This window comes from Blautia sp. aa_0143 (genome assembly GCF_004167315.1).
Taxonomy (GTDB): Bacteria; Bacillota; Clostridia; order Lachnospirales; family Lachnospiraceae; genus Blautia_A; species Blautia_A fusiformis.
Genome location: NZ_RCXU01000001.1, coordinates 145,150 through 162,911 on the forward strand (window position 1 = coordinate 145,150; position 17,762 = coordinate 162,911).

The window sequence follows — 17,762 nt, forward strand, 5'->3', positions numbered from 1 at the left end:
GAATTTCAAATGAAACATATAAGAAATATATTGCTGTTGATTACGATTATTTTTGCTTTTGTTATGCAAGCTGAAGTATATCAAAATATGCTCTGGAACTTTAATGGTGCTTATTATTTATCGTCCAGATACACAACTACTAATGACGATATGGATTCATTTTTAGCCAATGCAGAAGATACAGCTGAGAAGCATGGTGTTCATATTTTTTCGACTTTTAATCAGAGAGTTTCTAATTATCAGACAAGACTTTATATTTATGGTGATGATACCGTTGTTCGGGATAGTCTTAAAAGCACAATGGATATTGAGGAAAAAACATATACGGCTTTGATAGGTGGAATCACCGTAATAGAATTTGAAGATTTTAGAGAAGCAAAAAACACAGGCAATGGACAGGAAATAATGGTCAGCTATATCGGTGATGATGATGACATTATTGCCACATATCAAGATTTGGCAAAAGAATATTCTATATCGCAGCCAGAGTTTTGGCAATCAACCGAAACTGATATGATGTTCATTGTTTGGGGCCTGGTTGCCATATTGATGATTGTACTTAATATGATTGAGGTGATACGCAGGCAAAAGGAAGTAGTTGTACGAGCTTCTCTGGGCGAAAATGCTGCTGTGATTGCTCTAAAAGCTGTAGTGGCTGATATGATTTCATATGCTGCATTATTCGTCTTAGCAAAGTTGCTTGTTTCTCAATTTATATCGGGAGCGTATGAAGATCATCTCATTTTGGCAGTGTATTGTGCCGGAGCAGTTCTTTCCGTAATTCCTTATGCTGCTTTTGTCCGCTTTGATGTAAAAAAAGCCTTTGCCAATGCTTCAGATAAAAAAGGTATGTTTTATCTTCTGAACGGTCTTAAAGTATTTGCTACTGCTATGACAATTTTTACAATAACTACAAATCTCAGTAGCATTCAAGGTAATTTACTTACAAACACTACTCTTTTAGAAAATCATTATAATGATTATTATTTTGGAGTTATGCAGATTGAACCTCCTTTTGAAGAAAATGAGGAGGAATCCAAAGAGAGCAAATTTTGGAATGACCTTTACGAAAATGAATACAACACGATAAATCCGGTGGTCTGCATAGGCAGCCGGATAAGCGATACGGATAATTATATTTTTGTAAATCATAATGCCAGAGATATGCTACAAGGGTTTTCTGATATGCTTACTGAAGATGATGAAAAAGAGGATATCGTGGTCTTCGTGCCAAAGGGAAGAAATGCGGAATCATACAAAGATATCGCAAAAGAGGAAATTGGCTCTCTTACCCAAAATGCAGAAGAACTGCGTGTTGTTTATAAAGAATATTCTGGCAGAGAACAATTTTATTATCTCAATTCGAACAGAGAAGAGGCTATTGACGGATTGTCAAGAGTAACAAATCCGATTGTGATTTATCAGGCAAATGAGGCTGTTGCTTTAAATGGAAGTTATATCGAAACAGGAACATATAATGGTGAGGTAATCTACGGATGCGATGAAAGCACAATTCGCAGTGTTGCGAAAAAATATTCAGAACAGCTTGGTTCACACTATTTTATGCTGACGAATGTCGGAGAGGATTACATTTATAGTCATAGTTTCCTCGTGAAACTGATTGGCTTTATAAGCTCTCTTTGCGTATTAGTATTGCTGTTAGATATCGCTATCATCATATCTGAAGTGAAAATGGAATTTAGACTTAATGCGATGGAAATCTCCCTCAAAAAGGTTTTGGGCTATCGCTTTTATGAAAGGCACAAAAGATTTATTTCCGTTAATCTCTTAGAAAATATAGCCGTTGTGATATTGATTTGCATTGTTTCAATTTTTATATCTAACGCAAGTGTCGGGATTGCTTTACTGATTGGAGCGTTGCTCACCATTATTGAAATGGCAATCATTTTCACAAATATTATGTGGGTTGAAAAAACAAATATCTCAAAGTCATTGAAGGGAGGATGTTTATGATTATAATTCGTGGCTTAAATAAAGCATTTGGAGAGAAAATAATTTTCTCTAACTTTAATTTAGAAATTCCGGATGGAAGTTTTGTAGTAATCAGCGGCGATAGCGGCAGTGGAAAAAGCACTTTACTCAATATGATTGGTGGTATCGAAAAACCGGATAGCGGCAGTATCATAATCGAAGGGCTGAATATTACCCGGCTTAAAAATAAAAACAGTTTTTTTGCGGATACAGTGGGGTTTCTTTTTCAGAATTTTGCACTGCTTGAAAATAAGACAGTTAAAGAAAATTTAAGTTTGATTAAAAAATCAAGCCGAACTAAAGTATCACTTAAAGAAGCTCTTAATCGTGTGGGGTTATCAAAGGAAGTTAACAAAAAAGTTTATCAGCTTTCCGGTGGTGAACAACAGAGAGTTGCTTTAGCTCGTCTTATGATGAAAAAATGTTCTGTTGTTTTGGCAGATGAACCTACTGGCTCACTTGACAAGAAAAATAGAGATATTGTTATGAGGTTATTGCACGAACTCAATGAAGAAGGTAAAACGGTTATCATTGTTACCCACGATCAGGGTATTATTGAAGATGAACCTTATGTTGTGAAAATCTGAGAGTACCTCTTAGAAATGTCTTGATCTACATTTTATATAATTTGGGTCAGAAGAAAATCCCTTTAGGAACTAAAGGGCGCACTTCTATACTCTCTGTCGAGAGTAGTGCGTCCTGCGGAGCTTCATTTCCGGTCAGCAGAAGAAAACTGCTCGACCGAGAATGTTTCGTCACTTCGTTCCGTCAAGGTGGCTACACCCCCTTGCGCCGCTAAAGCGACTATCCCCTGTGTACTTGCCGTCCGCAAACGGTTTTGACAAACCGTTCGCCGCCAGCAAGTTTGAAAAAGGACAGTTATGCACTGGAAAACATATCTGCAACTTGAAGTTGACAAAGTGCATTTCCCGAAAGATAGATAATGACACCTCGCTTTGGTAGAATTATGCTATCAAAACCAAAGGAGGTATCACCTATGAATTTAGGAGAAAAAATCTACAAACTCAGAAAAGAAAGAAATCTCTCACAAGAAGCACTTGCAGAGTTTGTGGGAACAACCCGACAAGCAATCAGCAAGTGGGAGAATAATCAAGGATATCCAGAAACAGAGAAACTGCTGTTGCTTTCAAATGTCTTTGAGGTATCTATTGACTTCCTACTGAAAGACGAAAAAACGGAAAGTAGCGCAGATGAAAAAGGCTATTATGTAAGTAGAGAAATGGCTGTTGGCTATATCGCCAACGAGAAAAAAACTTGCAAATATTTTGGTGCCGGATTCGCCTTGTTTGCTTTAGCTGGAATACCCTACACCGTGTTTCAGACAGCGACTGCATGGAAAGTGTTGGGTATGTCCATTTGCATACTTGCAGGAATTATTGCACTTGTCACATCAGCATTTATCCCCAAAGATGAATACAAAGTTTTGAGAAAAGAGCCGTTGATTTTTGATTATGATTTTTTAAAAGGTCTTGCAAATGAATACCAGTCGCAAAAGAAAAAATATGTGATAGTGGCTATTGCCAGTACCGTTTTGTATATCGCAGGGTTGCTGTTACTTGTGTTTACGGTGCGTGGAAATACTCTGTGGAAAGATTACCATGCCTTTGCTTTTTTAGCTTTAGCAGTTGGAATATTTGGCATGGTGTTTTCTTCTGGAACGATGGCAACTTACGAAGTGTTAGTGCATAACGATAGCTACTCAAACCGCTTTTGGTTTAGGCTTAGGCGCAAAGTGCAATCAAAAATCGATAGGTGGTAACACCTGTAATTAAATACAGAAAATCAGACCGTTGACTGGTCGCAATGTGCGAAAAGTTAACGGTCTTTTTTTATCCCAAAAATCAAAAAAGGAGGTCAATCACAATGACAAAACCGAAAACTCTTGAACAGCTCCGAACCGAAAAGGAACGAGCCGAGACGCAGCTTGCACAGGAACAGCACAAGCTGGAGCGTCTGGAGAACAGAAAGAAGTATCTGGAGAAAGGCGAACGCACCAAGCGCACCCACCGCCTTTGCAATCTGGGCGGCACGATTGAGAGCCTTGCCCCGGAGGTCAAAGATCTCACACGCACCGAAATGACAGAGCTGATGGAACACATCTTTTCCCTGTCCGAAGTCCAGCGAGCCGTCCGTCACATGGCGATTACCCATATCAGCCAAGCAAACAGAGAAAAGGAGTTGAAAGCCGATGGCACTATTTCATCTGAGCGTCACGCAGACTAAGCGAAGCGCAGGACAGTCCGCTATTGCTTCTGCCGCCTACCGAGCTGGGGAGCGATTGTATAGCGAGTATTACGGCGAATACAGCGACTACACCCGCAAGGGCGGCGTGATCTGCTCCGATATTCTCCTGCCGTCCCATGCACCGCCCGAATACGCAGACCGCCAGACCCTATGGAACGCCGTGGAAAAAGCCGAGCGTGGAAAGAACGCCCAGCTCGCATACAGCTTTGACATTGCCTTGCAGAATGAGTTTTCCCTTGAGGAAAACATCGCTCTTGCAAGGCAATTTTTATTGGAAAACTTTGTGAGCCGGGGCATGGTGGTTGACTTCGCCGTACACCAGCCCGACCGGGAGGACGGCGGCATACCAAATCCGCACTTCCATGTTCTTTGCCCTATCCGTCCCATTGAGCAGAACGGCAAATGGGGACTAAAGCAACGCCGGGTGTATGAGCTGGACGAGGACGGCAACCGTATCCGGGACGCAGACGGAAAGTTTGTGTTCAACGCCGTTCCCACTACCGACTGGGGCAGTCCCGAAACGCTGGAATACTGGCGGCAGACATGGGCGGAGCTATGCAACGCCAAGTTTGTGGAAAAGGGGCTTGACGTTCGTATCGACCACCGAAGCTATGAGCGTCAGGGCGTGGAGCTTCTTCCCACCGTCCATGAGGGCGCAACCGTCCGGGCAATGGAGAAGAAAGGCATACGCACCGAGAAAGGCGAGTTCAATCGCTGGATTAGAGCCACCAATGCCGTTATCCGGGACATCAAGAAGAAAATCGCTCTCCTGTTTGATTGGATTGCCGAAGCAAAAGCAGAGCTTGCCAAGCCGCAGGCACCCGACCTTGTTTCGCTGCTGAACGCCTATTACACCCAGCGCAGAGCCGGGGCTTATTCGCAGAAAGGCAAGGTCAGCAATCTAAAGGAGATGAACGAGACTTTCAATTATCTCCGGGCAAACGGCATTTACTCCCTTGAAGATTTGGAACACCGTGTCAGCGAACACAGTGCTGCCACAGAGAGCTTGAAGAAAACGCTGGACGAACAGACCGCCCGAATGAAAGCAATTAAGCAGCTCTATGACAGCTCCGCTGCTTTCCAGAGCTTGAAGCCTGTCTATGACGGCTTGCAGAAAATCAAGTTTGAGAAGCCCAGAGCCAAGTACAAGGCAGAGCATGAAGCGGAACTGAAACAGTTCTACGCCGCCAGACGAAAGCTGAGCGGAGAGTTCCCAGACGGCAAGGTGGATATGAAAAAGCTGACCGAAGAGTATGACGAGCTGGAACAGGCACACAACACCACCTATGGCGAGTTTAAAACCGTCAGAGACGATTTACACCGTCTTTGGAAGGTCAAGTCATGCGTAGATACTGCCGCCCGATTTAACGAGCGTACAGAGGAACAAATGCTCCAAAATCGACCCCAAACACGACACAAAAAGGAGGAACTATCACGATGAATTACACCCAAGCGCAGATTGACCGGGCAAACGCCGTCAGTCTGGAAGATTTTCTCCGTACACAGGGAGAGACGCTTATCAAAAGCGGACGGGAATACCGCTGGAAAGAACATGACAGCCTGACCGTCCGGGGAAACAAATGGTTTCGCCACAGCCAGAGCAAGGGCGGCTATCCCATTGATTTTGTCATGGAGTTTTACGGAAAGTCCTTTCCCGAAGCCGTCCATCTCTTAACCGGCGAAAGCGGTGAGGGACAGAGCGAAGCCAGCACAGCACCGCCCACAGAGTTTCACTTGCCCCTGCACAACAGAACAGCCGACAGAGCAATCCAATATCTCACAGAAAGCCGATGTCTCAACAAAACGCTTGTTGAGGCTTTTCTTCTTTCCGGTGATATTTACGAGGACGCAAAGCGGCACAATGTTGTGTTTGTCGGCAGAGACCGAAGCGGTACGCCGAGATACGCCCATGTGCGAGGAACGGCAGACCCATTCAGACAGGACATTGCCGGGTCTGACAAGTCCTATCCGTTCCGCTATGAGGGCAACGGCAACCAGCTCTTTGTCTTTGAAGCGCCGATAGACCTTTTGTCCTTTATCTGCCTTTATCCGCAGGACTGGAAAAGCCGAAGCTATCTTGCGCTGGGCGGTGTTTCGGGCAAAGCCCTTGACCGTTTTCTTTCTGAACGCAAGGACACCCGAAAAGTATTCCTCTGCCTTGACAGCGACACCGCAGGAAGCGAAGCCTGTACCCGACTGGCACAGTCTATTCCCAGCGAGATCGCCGTCATTCGCCTTGTCCCGGCAAGGAAAGACTGGAACGATGTTCTCCGTCAGCAAGGGGACATTCCCAGCCGCAAATTCATAGCCGAGACAATCACGCTGCGAGAGCTGCCCACCGCCCAGCCTGTCCCCATGCTCCGTATGGCAGATGTGGAGCTGACGAGCGTGGATTGGCTATGGTTTCCGTATATCCCCTTTGGAAAGCTGACGATCATACAGGGCAACCCCGGCGAGGGCAAGACCTACTTTGCCATGCGTCTTGCGGCGGCTTGCACCAACCGAAAGCCCTTGCCCGGTATGGAGACCCTTGAGCCTTTCAATATCATCTATCAGACCGCCGAGGACGGTCTGGGCGATACCGTTAAGCCCCGGCTGATGGAAGCGGACGCAGACCTTGAAAGAGTGCTTGTCATTGACGATAGAGACACGCCGCTGACCCTTGCCGATGAGCGCATAGCAAGGGCAATCCGGGAAAACAACGCAAGGCTGGTTATCATTGACCCGGTACAGGCGTTTCTGGGCGCAGATGTGGACATGAACCGGGCAAATGAAGTCCGTCCCATCTTTCGCAGTCTGGGAGACATTGCACAGGCTACCGGGTGCGCTATCGTGCTGATAGGACACCTGAACAAAGCCGCAGGAACGCAAAGCACCTACCGGGGATTGGGGTCTATCGACATTACGGCGGCAGTCCGCAGTCTGCTCTTTATCGGCAAGCTGAAGGACAGCCCCACAACGAGGGTGCTTATCCATGAGAAAAGCTCCCTTGCGCCGCCCGGACAGTCCCTTGCCTTTTCTCTGGGAGACGAGAAAGGCTTTGAATGGATAGGAGCTTATGACATTACCGCTGACGAGCTTCTTGCCGGGGCAGACAACGCCAAGACCGAGAGCAAGACCGCACAGGCGCAAATGCTCATTCTGGAACTGCTTGCAAACGGAAAGCGTATGCCAAGTGCAGAGCTGGAAAAGGCGGTCAATGAGCGTGGGATTTCCTCACGCACCATGAGAACGGCAAAGAGCCGTATCGGGGATAGACTTGTGACCGAGAAAGACGGCACAGCATGGGTCTGCTATCTTCGAGACTGACAACAGGAACACGGCAAGCGTGGCAAAGACGGCAAGGTTCTTATAGATACCTTAATGTTGCCGCCTTGCCTTGTTCCCTCATACCGACACCGCCCGATGATGAACAGTCACCGGGCATTTTTTATTTACAGGAGGATTTTGAATGAACAATACCGCAACCAACAGTACCCCTTGCCCGACTGTCAGAAAGCAGATCGGCAAGACCACCTATATCGTCCGTGTGCATTTCAGCCAGACCGCAAAAGAAACGATGGAGGACAAAATCAAGCGTCTGCTCCGTGAGGAAGTCCGCAAAATGTGACTTCTTTTTGAATTTGATGAAAAAGTCCTTGACTTTTCGTCTCTGGTAAGACAGCAAAATCTATTCTGATCAGTTGTGGTGCAAGACTCGCACCCTTTGATATTGCGGAACTGCGGGAGCTTATGAGTTATGACGAACTGGAACTGGATCTGGTTGGTGACAGGAAAACTGCATTGTTTGTTATTATTTCAGATACCGATGATACCTTTAATTTTATTGTTTCTATTATGTACACACAGCTTTTTAATCTGCTCTGTGACAGAGCTGATGATGTATATGGAGGCAGACTTCCAATTCATGTGCGGTGTCTCCTGGACGAGTTTGCGAACATCGGACAAATTCCTAAATTCGAAAAACTGATTGCTACGATTAGAAGCCGGGAAATCTCAGCTTCTATTATTTTGCAGTCAAAGTCTCAGCTTAAGGCAATTTATAAGGATAATGCCGATACCATCGAAGGGAACTGTGATACGACCTTATTCCTGGGTGGAAAGGAAAAAACGACATTAAAGGAAATAGCGGAGATTTTGGGAAAAGAAACCATAGATCTTTATAACACATCGGATACGAGAGGCAGTCAGCGGTCTTATGGAATGAACTACCAGAAAACAGGAAAGGAGTTGATGAGCCAAGATGAAATAGCAGTCATGGACGGGGGAAAATGTATTCTGCAGGTGAGAGGTGTCAGACCATTTTTCTCAAATAAATACGATATTTGCAAACATAAAAACTACAAATATCTGTCCGATTATGACAAAAAGAATACCTTTGATATTGAAAAACATCTGAGTACTAATCTGATACTGAAACCAGAGGATGAAGTGGAATTGTATCAGATGTAACTTCTCGACAAATTGTCGGGAAGTGGATCATGGGAGGAAATCATGAATAATTTGGAAAAAGGGAACAGTCGGTATCCATCGACGAAAATGAATATACCGACTGTACGTGTGAGGAATTTTCCAAGTAGAAAATCCTATGCTTAGTGTAGCACAAAAGGCAGGGTTTATATAGTGTTTTCTTCCATTTCTGGAAAAAATCTAAGAAAGGACTGGAAAATGTAAGTTTTCCAAAGGTACACTTATGGCATTTTTTACAACGGCAATTACGACCTTAAAAACATTGGTTTGTGCGATCGGAGCCGGACTTGCAGCCTGGGGAGTGATCAATCTGCTGGAAGGATATGGAACGGACAATCCGGGTGCAAATGCTCATGTACGGTAAGGAAGCAAGCAACCGAAAACAAGAGATAGACCGCCAGCACTACACTATTCCGAACCAAAGACCAAAAGATAAGCATTTTGAGAAAATCTAAACTTTTGGATTTTCCTACAATGCCGACTACGGCGGAATCCCTCCCACTCCTTATATATTTCTTTCTGTATACATTGAATTTGTATTTAGTAAAATGCAGACAACACCACGGATCGGCTTTTGGCTGGACAATTCCAACCAAACACCGCAGCAGACAGTAGAAACCATTCTGAACGTTAGGAAGCCGGTATGATTGTTACATATAAGGGGAAGAAAAATTTCTTTTAGATACTTGTTTTCCTAAAACTGATGTGATATAATAATGATATAATAATTCAATTCCAGAAAAGGAGTAAAAAATATGCGGCAAGGTATTCTTAAATAAAACTATAATCAAATAGTGGGAACAAAGGATTATGATAGTCCCTTTTGTAGGGGATTAGTTTTTTGTACCCAATTCAAGAATACTTTTGCCTTATCAATTTTGACATATCCCCAAAAACAGCACTCACAAACAGGTGTATGCTGTATATGTGTATGTCCGCAACTTATAATCCCCAGTGGTAAAAGTATTTTACTGCTGGGGATTTTTATGCCCTTCGGGGCAGTAAAGGGAGGACAATCACATGAAAATAATCAATATTGGAATTCTTGCCCATGTAGACGCTGGAAAGACGACCTTGACGGAGAGCCTGCTATATGCCAGCGGAGCCATTTCAGAACCGGGGAGCGTCGAAAAAGGGACAACGAGGACGGACACCATGTTTTTGGAGCGGCAGCGTGGGATTACCATTCAAGCGGCAGTCACTTCCTTCCAGTGGCACAGATGTAAAGTCAACATTGTGGATACGCCCGGCCACATGGATTTTTTGGCGGAGGTGTACCGCTCTTTGGCTGTTTTAGATGGGGCCATCTTGGTGATCTCCGCTAAAGATGGCGTGCAGGCCCAGACCCGTATTCTGTTCCATGCCCTGCGGAAAATGAACATTCCCACCGTTATCTTTATCAACAAGATCGACCAGGCTGGCGTTGATTTGCAGAGCGTGGTTCAGTCTGTTCGGGATAAGCTCTCCGCCGATATTATCATCAAGCAGACGGTGTCGCTGTCCCCGGAAATAGTCCTGGAGGAAAATACCGACATAGAAGCATGGGATGCGGTCATCGAAAATAACGATGAATTATTGGAAAAGTATATCGCAGGAGAACCAATCAGCCGGGAAAAACTTGCGCGGGAGGAACAGCAGCGGGTTCAAGACGCCTCCCTGTTCCCGGTCTATTATGGCAGCGCCAAAAAGGGCCTTGGCATTCAACCGTTGATGGATGCGGTGACAGGGCTGTTCCAACCGATTGGGGAACAGGGGAGCGCCGCCCTATGCGGCAGCGTTTTCAAGGTGGAGTATACAGATTGCGGCCAGCGGCGTGTCTATCTACGGCTATACAGCGGAACGCTGCGCCTGCGGGATACGGTGGCCCTGGCCGGGAGAGAAAAGCTGAAAATCACAGAGATGCGTATTCCATCCAAAGGGGAAATTGTTCGGACAGACACCGCTTATCCGGGTGAAATTGTTATCCTTCCCAGCGACAGCGTGAGGTTAAACGATGTATTAGGGGACCCAACCCGGCTCCCTCGTAAAAGGTGGCGTGAGGACCCCCTCCCCATGCTGCGGACGTCGATTGCGCCGAAAACGGCAGCGCAAAGAGAACGGCTGCTGGACGCTCTTACGCAACTTGCGGATACTGACCCGCTTTTGCGCTGCGAGGTGGATTCCATCACCCATGAGATCATTCTTTCTTTTTTGGGCCGGGTGCAGTTGGAGGTTGTTTCCGCTTTGCTGTCGGAAAAATACAAGCTTGAAACAGTGGTAAAGGAACCCACCGTCATTTATATGGAGCGGCCGCTCAAAGCAGCCAGCCACACCATCCATATCGAGGTGCCGCCCAACCCGTTTTGGGCATCCATCGGACTGTCTGTTACACCACTCCCGCTTGGCTCCGGTGTACAATACGAGAGCCGGGTTTCGCTGGGATACTTGAACCAGAGTTTTCAAAACGCTGTCAGGGATGGTATCCGTTACGGGCTGGAGCAGGGCTTGTTCGGCTGGAACGTAACGGACTGTAAGATTTGCTTTGAATACGGGCTTTATTACAGTCCGGTCAGCACGCCGGCGGACTTCCGCTCATTGGCCCCGATTGTATTGGAACAGGCATTGAAGGAATCAGGGACGCAACTGCTGGAACCTTATCTCTCCTTCACCCTCTATGCGCCCCGGGAATATCTTTCCAGGGCTTATCATGATGCACCGAAATACTGTGCCACCATCGAAACGGTCCAGGTAAAAAAGGATGAAGTTGTCTTTACTGGCGAGATTCCCGCCCGCTGTATACAGGCATACCGTACTGATCTGGCCTTTTACACCAACGGGCAGAGCGTATGCCTTACAGAACTGAAAGGGTATCAGGCCGCTGTCGGCAAGCCAGTCATCCAGCCCCGCCGTCCAAACAGCCGCCTGGACAAGGTGCGCTATATGTTTCAGAAGATAATGTAACGTCTTGCGCAATGCAAGCGTTCATTGCTGGCTATTGCGAAATATCATTGATAAAATCAGTATCAGAGAGGAGAAACTATTTTGAACCAGGAACAGACGAATATTACAACAGGAAAGCAAATACGTCATCTGCGAACACAATTGGGAATGACACAGGAAGAACTAGCCGGGGAATTGAATGTTACCCGGCAGGCACTATCGAATTGGGAGAGAGATGTTAATGAACCCGATTTAAATATGTTGAAAAAAATTTGCTTTCTTTTTGGAGTCAACATGGACGATTTTGCGAAGGAGGTAATAACAAAGATGGAAACATATGAAAAAAAGGAGAAACGACAATTTAATAAGTACGATATGGCAATTGGACTTTTTTATGGTGTTGGTATATTTCTTGGCATTGGTATTTTCTTTGTTGGCGGTTTTATGACAATGTCAGGTGCAGGGTGGGGAGCATCACTATTTGGCGGTGGCTGTTTTTCTCTTGTATTTGGCTTGATATTTGCTATAATATCGCGAAGAAGAACAGCCATGTTGTTCTAATTTCAGTAAAGGAGAATGTAACTTCATGTTTGCTAAAAATTCAAAGGCATATTCTGTCTACCTGCTGTTCCGATTTGTCTGTTCCCTGGCGGTTTCTATGTCCACAGTGCTTTCCATCGTGTACCACCTGGAGGTGGTGCAGCTGGATGCTTTCCAGCTTGTCCTGGTAGGGACGGTTCTGGAGACCTCCTGCTTTCTGTTCGAGATACCCACCGGTGTGGTGGCGGATTTGTATAGCCGTCGGCGCTCGGTGCTGATTGGAATGTTCCTCTACGGCCTGGGCTTTCTGATGGAGGGTGCGCTACCGTGGTTCGCGCCGGTTCTGCTGGCCCAGGTTGTCTGGGGTTGCGGTGATACCTTCATCACCGGCGCTCTGGAGGCGTGGATTGCCTCGGAGGAAGAGGACAAACCCATAGACAAGGTGTTCCTGCGGGGCAGTCAAATGGGGCAAATCGGCGGCGTTCTGGGCGTGGTGCTGGGCACACTGCTGGGAAACATAAACCTGCAAATGCCTGTCATCTTGGGGGGCAGTTTGTGCTTGTTGTTGGGGCTGGTGATGGTTCGCATCATGCCAGAAACCAACTTCTCCCCTGCTATTGAGGAACGGCAGGGCTTGCTTAAAGACTTTGTCTGCCTGTTCAAGCTCAACCTGGGCTTTGTGAAAGGCGCACCTGTGTTGCTGGCGCTCTTAGCAATCACACTATGCGGGGGACTTGCCAGTGAAGGCTTTGACCGGCTCTCCACCGCTCATTTTCTGGATGACACGGTAATACCCGTTATCGGGCCGCTGAACAGCGTCACTTGGTTCGGTGTTATCAGTCTTATCGGCAACGGCTTAGGTATTCTGGCTTCTCAGTTGCTCATCGCCCGCATGGAGAAAAAAGGGACTGTCAGCCGAACCAGTGTGGTCATGTCCACCAGCGCCGGGTATATCCTGTGCCTGGTTCTCTTCGCGGTGGGGCGGAGCTTTTGGTTCATGTTGTTGATGTTCCTGCTGGCGGGGCTTATGCGCACCATCAAGGAGCCTGTGCTGGCCGCCTGGATGAACGACCATGTGGATGAGAAAATGCGCGCCACAGTCTTTTCCACCAGCGGACAGCTGGACTCTTTCGGGCAGATCATCGGCGGGCCTATTGTGGGGCTGGTAGCCCAGCAGGTGTCCATACCCTGGGGGCTGGTCTGTACCGCTTTCCTGCTGTTGCCCGCGCTGTTCTTAGTGCCGGTGGCGGGAAAGAAGCGGGATTGATATGGCATAGTTAAGTTTACTGACGAGCGGGAGATTACTTCCGCTCGTCTTCATTTAGTAGCGCAAAATTTGAGGACTCTTTATTTCCTTATTCGGTATAGCGGAGGCGGCTGTCAATTCGACATAATTTTCTTGTGATACTTTACCGTACATGAGCATTATTCAGAGAGGGGGAATTTCCATGACCGAAGATGAAGCCTACAAGGTGCATATCCAGTACACATTCAATGCCTTTTGCAAGGTAGTCATTCGTCACGCAGCCATAGATAAAATCTTGAAGCTGCGCCGGAGGTGGGAACGGGAAGTTTCCCTTGATTATCTGATGAGTGAAAAGTTTGTCCAGCTTGCCGAGCCGGAGTAGCTTGAAGAATATCTTTTTACCGCCTGCGGCCAGACCGCCGTTCTGTATCATGCGGAGCTTGCCGCCGCCCTTGCCCTTTTGCCGGAGCAGACGCAGGAAGAAATTTTTCGTTACTATTTCCTGCGCCAGCCGCAGCGAGTGATCGGCGTACATATTGGCCGGACACGCAGCACAGCGGGGCGGCATATCCGGCTTGCCTTGCAGCGGTTAAGGCGGCTCATGGAGGGAAATGACTATGAGTAAACTTCTCCCCTATGAAACAATCGTCAAAGCCCATGAGGGCGACCCGGACGCAATCGACACCATTCTTTCCCACTATGCCGGATATATCCGCTACTGTTCCAAAGTACACGGGAAAGTCAACGCCGAAGTTGAGGAACATATAAAGCAACAGCTCATTGCCGCCCTGTTCAAATTTCGCTTTGACCGATAAACAAAGAACAAACACTGGCTGTCATTAGCGGTTTCACTCCAGCCAGTTTACAATTCATCTATTCCTAAAGGAAGCAGGTCATAGTATAATAGAACCAACGACAAATATACTTTTAGGGGAGATATAGCAATATGAAAAGTAATAAATACTTAACTATTGGCTTATTAACAGGATTTATTGTCGGTGGTTGCATAGGTGTGTTGGCATGGGCGTTTTTGCAAAATCTTTTTGCTATTTCTATTTGTGCAGGTATCGGAATGTTGATTGGAATTGTTATAGGTACATTGATTGATTATGAAAAAAATAATCATCAAGAGAAATAGAAAAAATGCACAATGCCTTAAAGGGAAAACAGGAATTTATTGTGCTATCCATCATCGGGCCAACCTGACCTGAACTTTCAAAACTGAATATCCACCGCCCATCGGCGGCCAGCGAAAGCAGTAAGTCTGAAAAAGATTTGCTGCTTTTTTCTTTATCCGTTTGGCAAAATCGCAAAGTCATCCGTAGTAGGTAGGTGAAGCCGGAAACAAAAAATTTTCTGCGGCGGTAGCCAAATCTGCATTTTCTGTATTTCTAAGGCAAAGGAAAATTTGAGAAAATTCCCGGCAAGCGGGTAGCTGGCGGCCTTTGAAATGTATCTTTAGCGGAAAGAAAGAACTGCGGGTAAAAATCGCCCCACGCCGTAAGATTTTTGCAGAAATCCGGCCAAAACAGGCGGCAGCTATACGAGTAGTAAGTGCAAGGGGAAATCTACGGCTTACTTAGAGCAAGTTTCTACCACGGTGCCAAAATCCGCAATTCTGCGGTTTTGCCCCTCGCGGGAAACTTGTTGGGGAGTGCCTTCCCCAAACCCTGCTATGCGGCTTACGCCGCAAAAATATTTCTGTCCGGCAGACAGGAAATGCCCCGAAAATAGCTAACAGACCAGCCCATTTTTTGTGATAAGTGAAAGGAGGTTTACAGCCCATGCCGAAGCGATACAACACCCCCCACCGCAGCCATGTTGTGAAAACCCGGCTGACCGATGAAGAATACGCCGACTTCACAGAACGGCTTGCGCCCTATGGTATCAGTCAGTCCGAATTTCTCCGGCAGGCCATCCGGCGCACTACCATACGCCCCGTACTCCATGTGTCGTCAGTCAATGACGAGCTGCTCTCCGCTGTCGGGAAGCTCACAGCCGAGTACGGCAGGATTGGCGGCAATCTCAACCAGATTGCCCGCACCCTCAACGAGTGGCATAGCCCCTACCCGGCTATGGCAAAGGAATTGCGGGAAGCGGCCGCCGACCTTGCCGCCCTCAAGTATGAAGTCCTAAAGAAAGTAGGTGACGCCGTTGGCAACACTCAAGCATTTAGGCTCTAAGAACGCCGACTACGGAGCCGCCGAACAATACCTGCTCTTTGAGCATGACGAATTTACTATGAAGCCCGTCCTTGATGAAAACGGCAGGCTTATCCCCCGTGAGGATTATCGCTTGTCCACGCTGAACTGCGGCGGCGAGGATTTTGCCGTTGCGTGTATGCGCTCCAATCTCCGCTATGAGAAAAATCAGCGGCGGGAGGATGTGAAAAGCCACCACTATATCATCAGCTTTGACCCACGGGACGGGCCGGACAACGGCCTGACCGTAGACCGGGCGCAGGCGTTGGGGGAGCAATTCTGTAAAGAGCATTTCCCCGGCCATCAGGCCCTTGTCTGCACCCACCCGGACGGGCATAACCACAGCGGCAACATCCATGTGCATATCGTCATTAACAGCCTGCGGATAGAGGAAGTGCCGTTCCTGCCCTACATGGACAGGCCAGCGGACACGAAAGCCGGGTGCAAGCACCGCTGCACCGACGCAGCCCTACGCTACTTCAAGTCCGAGGTCATGGAGATGTGCCACCGGGAAGGACTTTACCAAATCGACCTCTTGAACGGCAGCAAGAACCGTGTCACAGACCGGGAATATTGGGCGCAGAAAAAGGGACAGGCCGCACTGGACAAGCAGAACGCCCCCATGATTGCAGGCGGTATCACGCCCCGGCAGACCAAGTTTGAAACGAACAAGGAGAAGCTGCGGCAGACCCTACGGAAAGCCCTTGCCACCGCTGCCAGCTTTGACGAGTTTTCCTCTCTGCTGTTGCGGGAGGGTGTGACCGTCAAGGAGAGCCGGGGGCGGCTGTCCTACCTCACGCCAGACAGGACGAAGCCTATCACCGCCCGGAAGCTGGGCGGCGACTTTGACCGCACCGCCGTCCTTGCCGTTTTGGAGCAGAACGCCCAGAGGGGCGTAACGGTTCGCTACACCCCGCAGCACCAAGCCGCCAGAGCCGCCGAACAGACCGCAGCCATACCCGAATACCTACACGCCGGGAAAGGCCGCTTACAGGGCGAAAAGACAGGGAAAATCGACCCCAGACAGGACAGTGTGCAGCGGCTTGTGGACATTGAGCAGAAGATGGCCGAGGGCAAGGGCAAAGGCTATGAACGATGGGCGAAGATACACAATCTGAAACAGGCCGCCAAGACCCTGACCATCTACCAACAGTACGGCTTTTCTTCCCCGGAACAGCTTGAAGCCGCCGTTGCTACCGCCTATCAGGAAATGCGCCAGACCAGCGGCGAACTGAAAGCACTGGAAACGAAGCTGCAAGGGAAAAGGGAGTTGCGGCAACAGGTACTTGCCTATGCCAAGACCAAGCCCATCCGCGAGGGGCTGAAAGCGCAGAAATCCGAGAAAGCCCGCGCCGCATACCGCCAGGCAAACGAGAGCGATTTTATCATAGCCGAAGCCGCCGCCCGGTATTTCAAGGCACAGGGGCTTACCAAGCTGCCCGGCCGAAAAGCGTTGCAGGCCGAGATCGAGCAGCTTATCTCCGAGAAAGACGGCCTGTACAACACCTATCACGAACAGAAGCAGCGGTTCAGGGAGTTGCAGACCGTCAAGCGGAACATCGACCAGATTTTGCGCCGGGAAGAGCCGCACCGCAGAAAGGAGCAGAGCCATGAACGATAAGCCGTCCCGCATGGACTACCGCCAGCACCAGGCAGCCCGCCGCCTTGTGCATGAGTGCTGTAACTACGACGAGGGGAACTGCCTGCTGTTAGACGACGGGGAGCCTTGCGTGTGCGTCCAGAGCATTTCCTATTCCCTCATGTGCCGCTGGTTCCGTGTGGCTGTCCTGCCCCTTGACGGGGAGCTGGCCGCAGCCCTCTTGTACCGGGGGAGCCGGAAACGCTGCGCGGTCTGCGGGGCGGCCTTTGTCCCCAAATCCAACCGGGGGAAATACTGCCCCGGCTGCGCCGGGTGCATGAAGAAACGCAAAGCCGCCGAGAGAAAGCGGAAACAAAGGCAGAAATGTCACGCTTTAGAGCCTTTCAAACCCGCATAAATCAAGGCTTTTTTCGTGGGTGTCAAAGGGTATGCGATACATTTATCCTTTCCCCCCGGAAATGCCGTCCTAATGCGTGACAAAGCCCAAAAACGACACAACACAGAGGGAGGTGATACTATCGCTGATTAT

The 17,762-nt window shown here is 48.0% G+C and carries 17 protein-coding genes and 1 pseudogene; 17 read left to right on the forward strand and 1 reads right to left on the reverse strand.

The annotated features are described in order from the left end of the window. Nucleotides 1-9: 9 nt before the first annotated feature. From EAI83_RS00680 to tet(40), 12 genes and pseudogenes are all read left to right on the forward strand, one after another. Nucleotides 10-1,974, forward strand: coding sequence for a bacteriocin-associated integral membrane family protein (locus tag EAI83_RS00680; RefSeq protein ID WP_004845300.1), 1,965 nt, complete (start codon nt 10-12; stop codon nt 1,972-1,974). After that, on the forward strand, nt 1,971-2,579 hold the full coding sequence (locus tag EAI83_RS00685) for an ATP-binding cassette domain-containing protein (RefSeq protein ID WP_002593328.1): 609 nt from the start codon (nt 1,971-1,973) through the stop codon (nt 2,577-2,579). Before EAI83_RS00680 ends, EAI83_RS00685 begins: the two co-directional genes overlap by 4 nt. Before the next feature lie 410 nt (nt 2,580-2,989). Next, a complete protein-coding gene (locus EAI83_RS00695; protein ID WP_055271742.1) occupies nt 2,990-3,772 on the forward strand; it encodes a helix-turn-helix domain-containing protein in 783 nt (260 codons plus the stop codon). 104 nt (nt 3,773-3,876) lie between these two features. Beyond that, nucleotides 3,877-4,236 carry a DUF3847 domain-containing protein gene (locus tag EAI83_RS00700; protein WP_102287169.1) on the forward strand — a complete coding sequence of 120 codons (360 nt, stop codon included), beginning with the start codon at nt 3,877-3,879 and terminating at the stop codon, nt 4,234-4,236. Beyond that, the gene (gene mobQ / locus EAI83_RS00705) at nt 4,202-5,698 is read left to right on the forward strand and encodes a MobQ family relaxase (RefSeq protein ID WP_129974460.1); all 1,497 of its coding nucleotides are present in this window, start codon (nt 4,202-4,204) and stop codon (nt 5,696-5,698) included. The genes EAI83_RS00700 and mobQ overlap by 35 nt, the downstream gene beginning before the upstream one ends. Further along, entirely contained in the window at nt 5,695-7,566 is a 1,872-nt protein-coding gene (locus EAI83_RS00710) for an AAA family ATPase (protein ID WP_129974461.1), read from the forward strand. The genes mobQ and EAI83_RS00710 overlap by 4 nt, the downstream gene beginning before the upstream one ends. Nucleotides 7,567-7,708: 142 nt before the next feature. Beyond that, nucleotides 7,709-7,867: a transposon-encoded TnpW family protein gene (locus EAI83_RS00715; protein WP_081731980.1), complete on the forward strand. Its 159-nt coding sequence runs from the start codon at nt 7,709-7,711 to the stop codon at nt 7,865-7,867. Nucleotides 7,868-7,908: 41 nt separating this feature from the next. Continuing rightward, nucleotides 7,909-8,709: pseudogene (locus EAI83_RS00720) on the forward strand (VirD4-like conjugal transfer protein, CD1115 family); the annotation flags it as partial. Between the two features lie 241 nt (nt 8,710-8,950). Then, on the forward strand, nt 8,951-9,091 hold the full coding sequence (locus tag EAI83_RS00725; protein ID WP_092070311.1) for a Maff2 family mobile element protein: 141 nt from the start codon (nt 8,951-8,953) through the stop codon (nt 9,089-9,091). 656 nt (nt 9,092-9,747) lie between these two features. Then, nucleotides 9,748-11,667: a tetracycline resistance ribosomal protection protein Tet(W) gene (tet(W), locus tag EAI83_RS00735; RefSeq protein ID WP_129974462.1), complete on the forward strand. Its 1,920-nt coding sequence runs from the start codon at nt 9,748-9,750 to the stop codon at nt 11,665-11,667. 81 nt (nt 11,668-11,748) lie between these two features. After that, a complete protein-coding gene (locus tag EAI83_RS00740; RefSeq protein ID WP_129974463.1) occupies nt 11,749-12,207 on the forward strand; it encodes a helix-turn-helix domain-containing protein in 459 nt (152 codons plus the stop codon). 25 nt (nt 12,208-12,232) lie between these two features. After that, on the forward strand, nt 12,233-13,453 hold the full coding sequence (gene tet(40) / locus EAI83_RS00745; RefSeq protein ID WP_129974464.1) for a tetracycline efflux MFS transporter Tet(40): 1,221 nt from the start codon (nt 12,233-12,235) through the stop codon (nt 13,451-13,453). Between the two features lie 142 nt (nt 13,454-13,595). Here tet(40) and EAI83_RS17960 read toward each other — a convergent pair whose 3' ends face one another. Further along, a complete protein-coding gene (locus EAI83_RS17960) occupies nt 13,596-13,967 on the reverse strand; it encodes a hypothetical protein (protein WP_192926455.1) in 372 nt (123 codons plus the stop codon). An 82-nt stretch (nt 13,968-14,049) separates the two neighbouring features. Here EAI83_RS17960 and EAI83_RS00755 point away from each other — a divergent pair, with 82 nt between their 5' ends. From EAI83_RS00755 to EAI83_RS00780, 5 genes are all read left to right on the forward strand, one after another. Beyond that, nucleotides 14,050-14,247, forward strand: coding sequence for a helix-turn-helix domain-containing protein (locus tag EAI83_RS00755; RefSeq protein WP_001909500.1), 198 nt, complete (start codon nt 14,050-14,052; stop codon nt 14,245-14,247). Between the two features lie 131 nt (nt 14,248-14,378). Then, nucleotides 14,379-14,570 carry a hypothetical protein gene (locus EAI83_RS17440; protein ID WP_000841357.1) on the forward strand — a complete coding sequence of 64 codons (192 nt, stop codon included), beginning with the start codon at nt 14,379-14,381 and terminating at the stop codon, nt 14,568-14,570. A gap of 646 nt (nt 14,571-15,216) precedes the next feature. After that, nucleotides 15,217-15,615: a plasmid mobilization protein gene (locus EAI83_RS00770; RefSeq protein ID WP_001126628.1), complete on the forward strand. Its 399-nt coding sequence runs from the start codon at nt 15,217-15,219 to the stop codon at nt 15,613-15,615. Beyond that, nucleotides 15,587-17,254 carry a relaxase/mobilization nuclease domain-containing protein gene (locus tag EAI83_RS00775; RefSeq protein WP_009249723.1) on the forward strand — a complete coding sequence of 556 codons (1,668 nt, stop codon included), beginning with the start codon at nt 15,587-15,589 and terminating at the stop codon, nt 17,252-17,254. The genes EAI83_RS00770 and EAI83_RS00775 overlap by 29 nt, the downstream gene beginning before the upstream one ends. Further along, nucleotides 17,244-17,630, forward strand: coding sequence for a cysteine-rich VLP domain-containing protein (locus EAI83_RS00780; RefSeq protein ID WP_000998386.1), 387 nt, complete (start codon nt 17,244-17,246; stop codon nt 17,628-17,630). Before EAI83_RS00775 ends, EAI83_RS00780 begins: the two co-directional genes overlap by 11 nt. Nucleotides 17,631-17,762 lie beyond the last annotated feature (132 nt).

What these genes read in the sequence shown, in the direction of transcription:
- EAI83_RS00680 (WP_004845300.1), top strand. Translation starts at nt 10, where the DNA reads ATGAAACATATAAGAAATATATTGCTGTTGATTACGATTATTTTTGCT.
- EAI83_RS00695 (WP_055271742.1), top strand. Translation starts at nt 2,990, where the DNA reads ATGAATTTAGGAGAAAAAATCTACAAACTCAGAAAAGAAAGAAATCTC.
- EAI83_RS17960 (WP_192926455.1), bottom strand. Translation starts at nt 13,967, where the DNA reads ATGTACGCCGATCACTCGCTGCGGCTGGCGCAGGAAATAGTAACGAAA.
- EAI83_RS00725 (WP_092070311.1), top strand. Translation starts at nt 8,951, where the DNA reads ATGGCATTTTTTACAACGGCAATTACGACCTTAAAAACATTGGTTTGT.
- mobQ (WP_129974460.1), top strand. Translation starts at nt 4,202, where the DNA reads ATGGCACTATTTCATCTGAGCGTCACGCAGACTAAGCGAAGCGCAGGA.
- EAI83_RS00700 (WP_102287169.1), top strand. Translation starts at nt 3,877, where the DNA reads ATGACAAAACCGAAAACTCTTGAACAGCTCCGAACCGAAAAGGAACGA.
- EAI83_RS00755 (WP_001909500.1), top strand. Translation starts at nt 14,050, where the DNA reads ATGAGTAAACTTCTCCCCTATGAAACAATCGTCAAAGCCCATGAGGGC.
- EAI83_RS00710 (WP_129974461.1), top strand. Translation starts at nt 5,695, where the DNA reads ATGAATTACACCCAAGCGCAGATTGACCGGGCAAACGCCGTCAGTCTG.
- EAI83_RS00780 (WP_000998386.1), top strand. Translation starts at nt 17,244, where the DNA reads ATGAACGATAAGCCGTCCCGCATGGACTACCGCCAGCACCAGGCAGCC.
- EAI83_RS00715 (WP_081731980.1), top strand. Translation starts at nt 7,709, where the DNA reads ATGAACAATACCGCAACCAACAGTACCCCTTGCCCGACTGTCAGAAAG.
- EAI83_RS17440 (WP_000841357.1), top strand. Translation starts at nt 14,379, where the DNA reads ATGAAAAGTAATAAATACTTAACTATTGGCTTATTAACAGGATTTATT.
- EAI83_RS00685 (WP_002593328.1), top strand. Translation starts at nt 1,971, where the DNA reads ATGATTATAATTCGTGGCTTAAATAAAGCATTTGGAGAGAAAATAATT.
- EAI83_RS00770 (WP_001126628.1), top strand. Translation starts at nt 15,217, where the DNA reads ATGCCGAAGCGATACAACACCCCCCACCGCAGCCATGTTGTGAAAACC.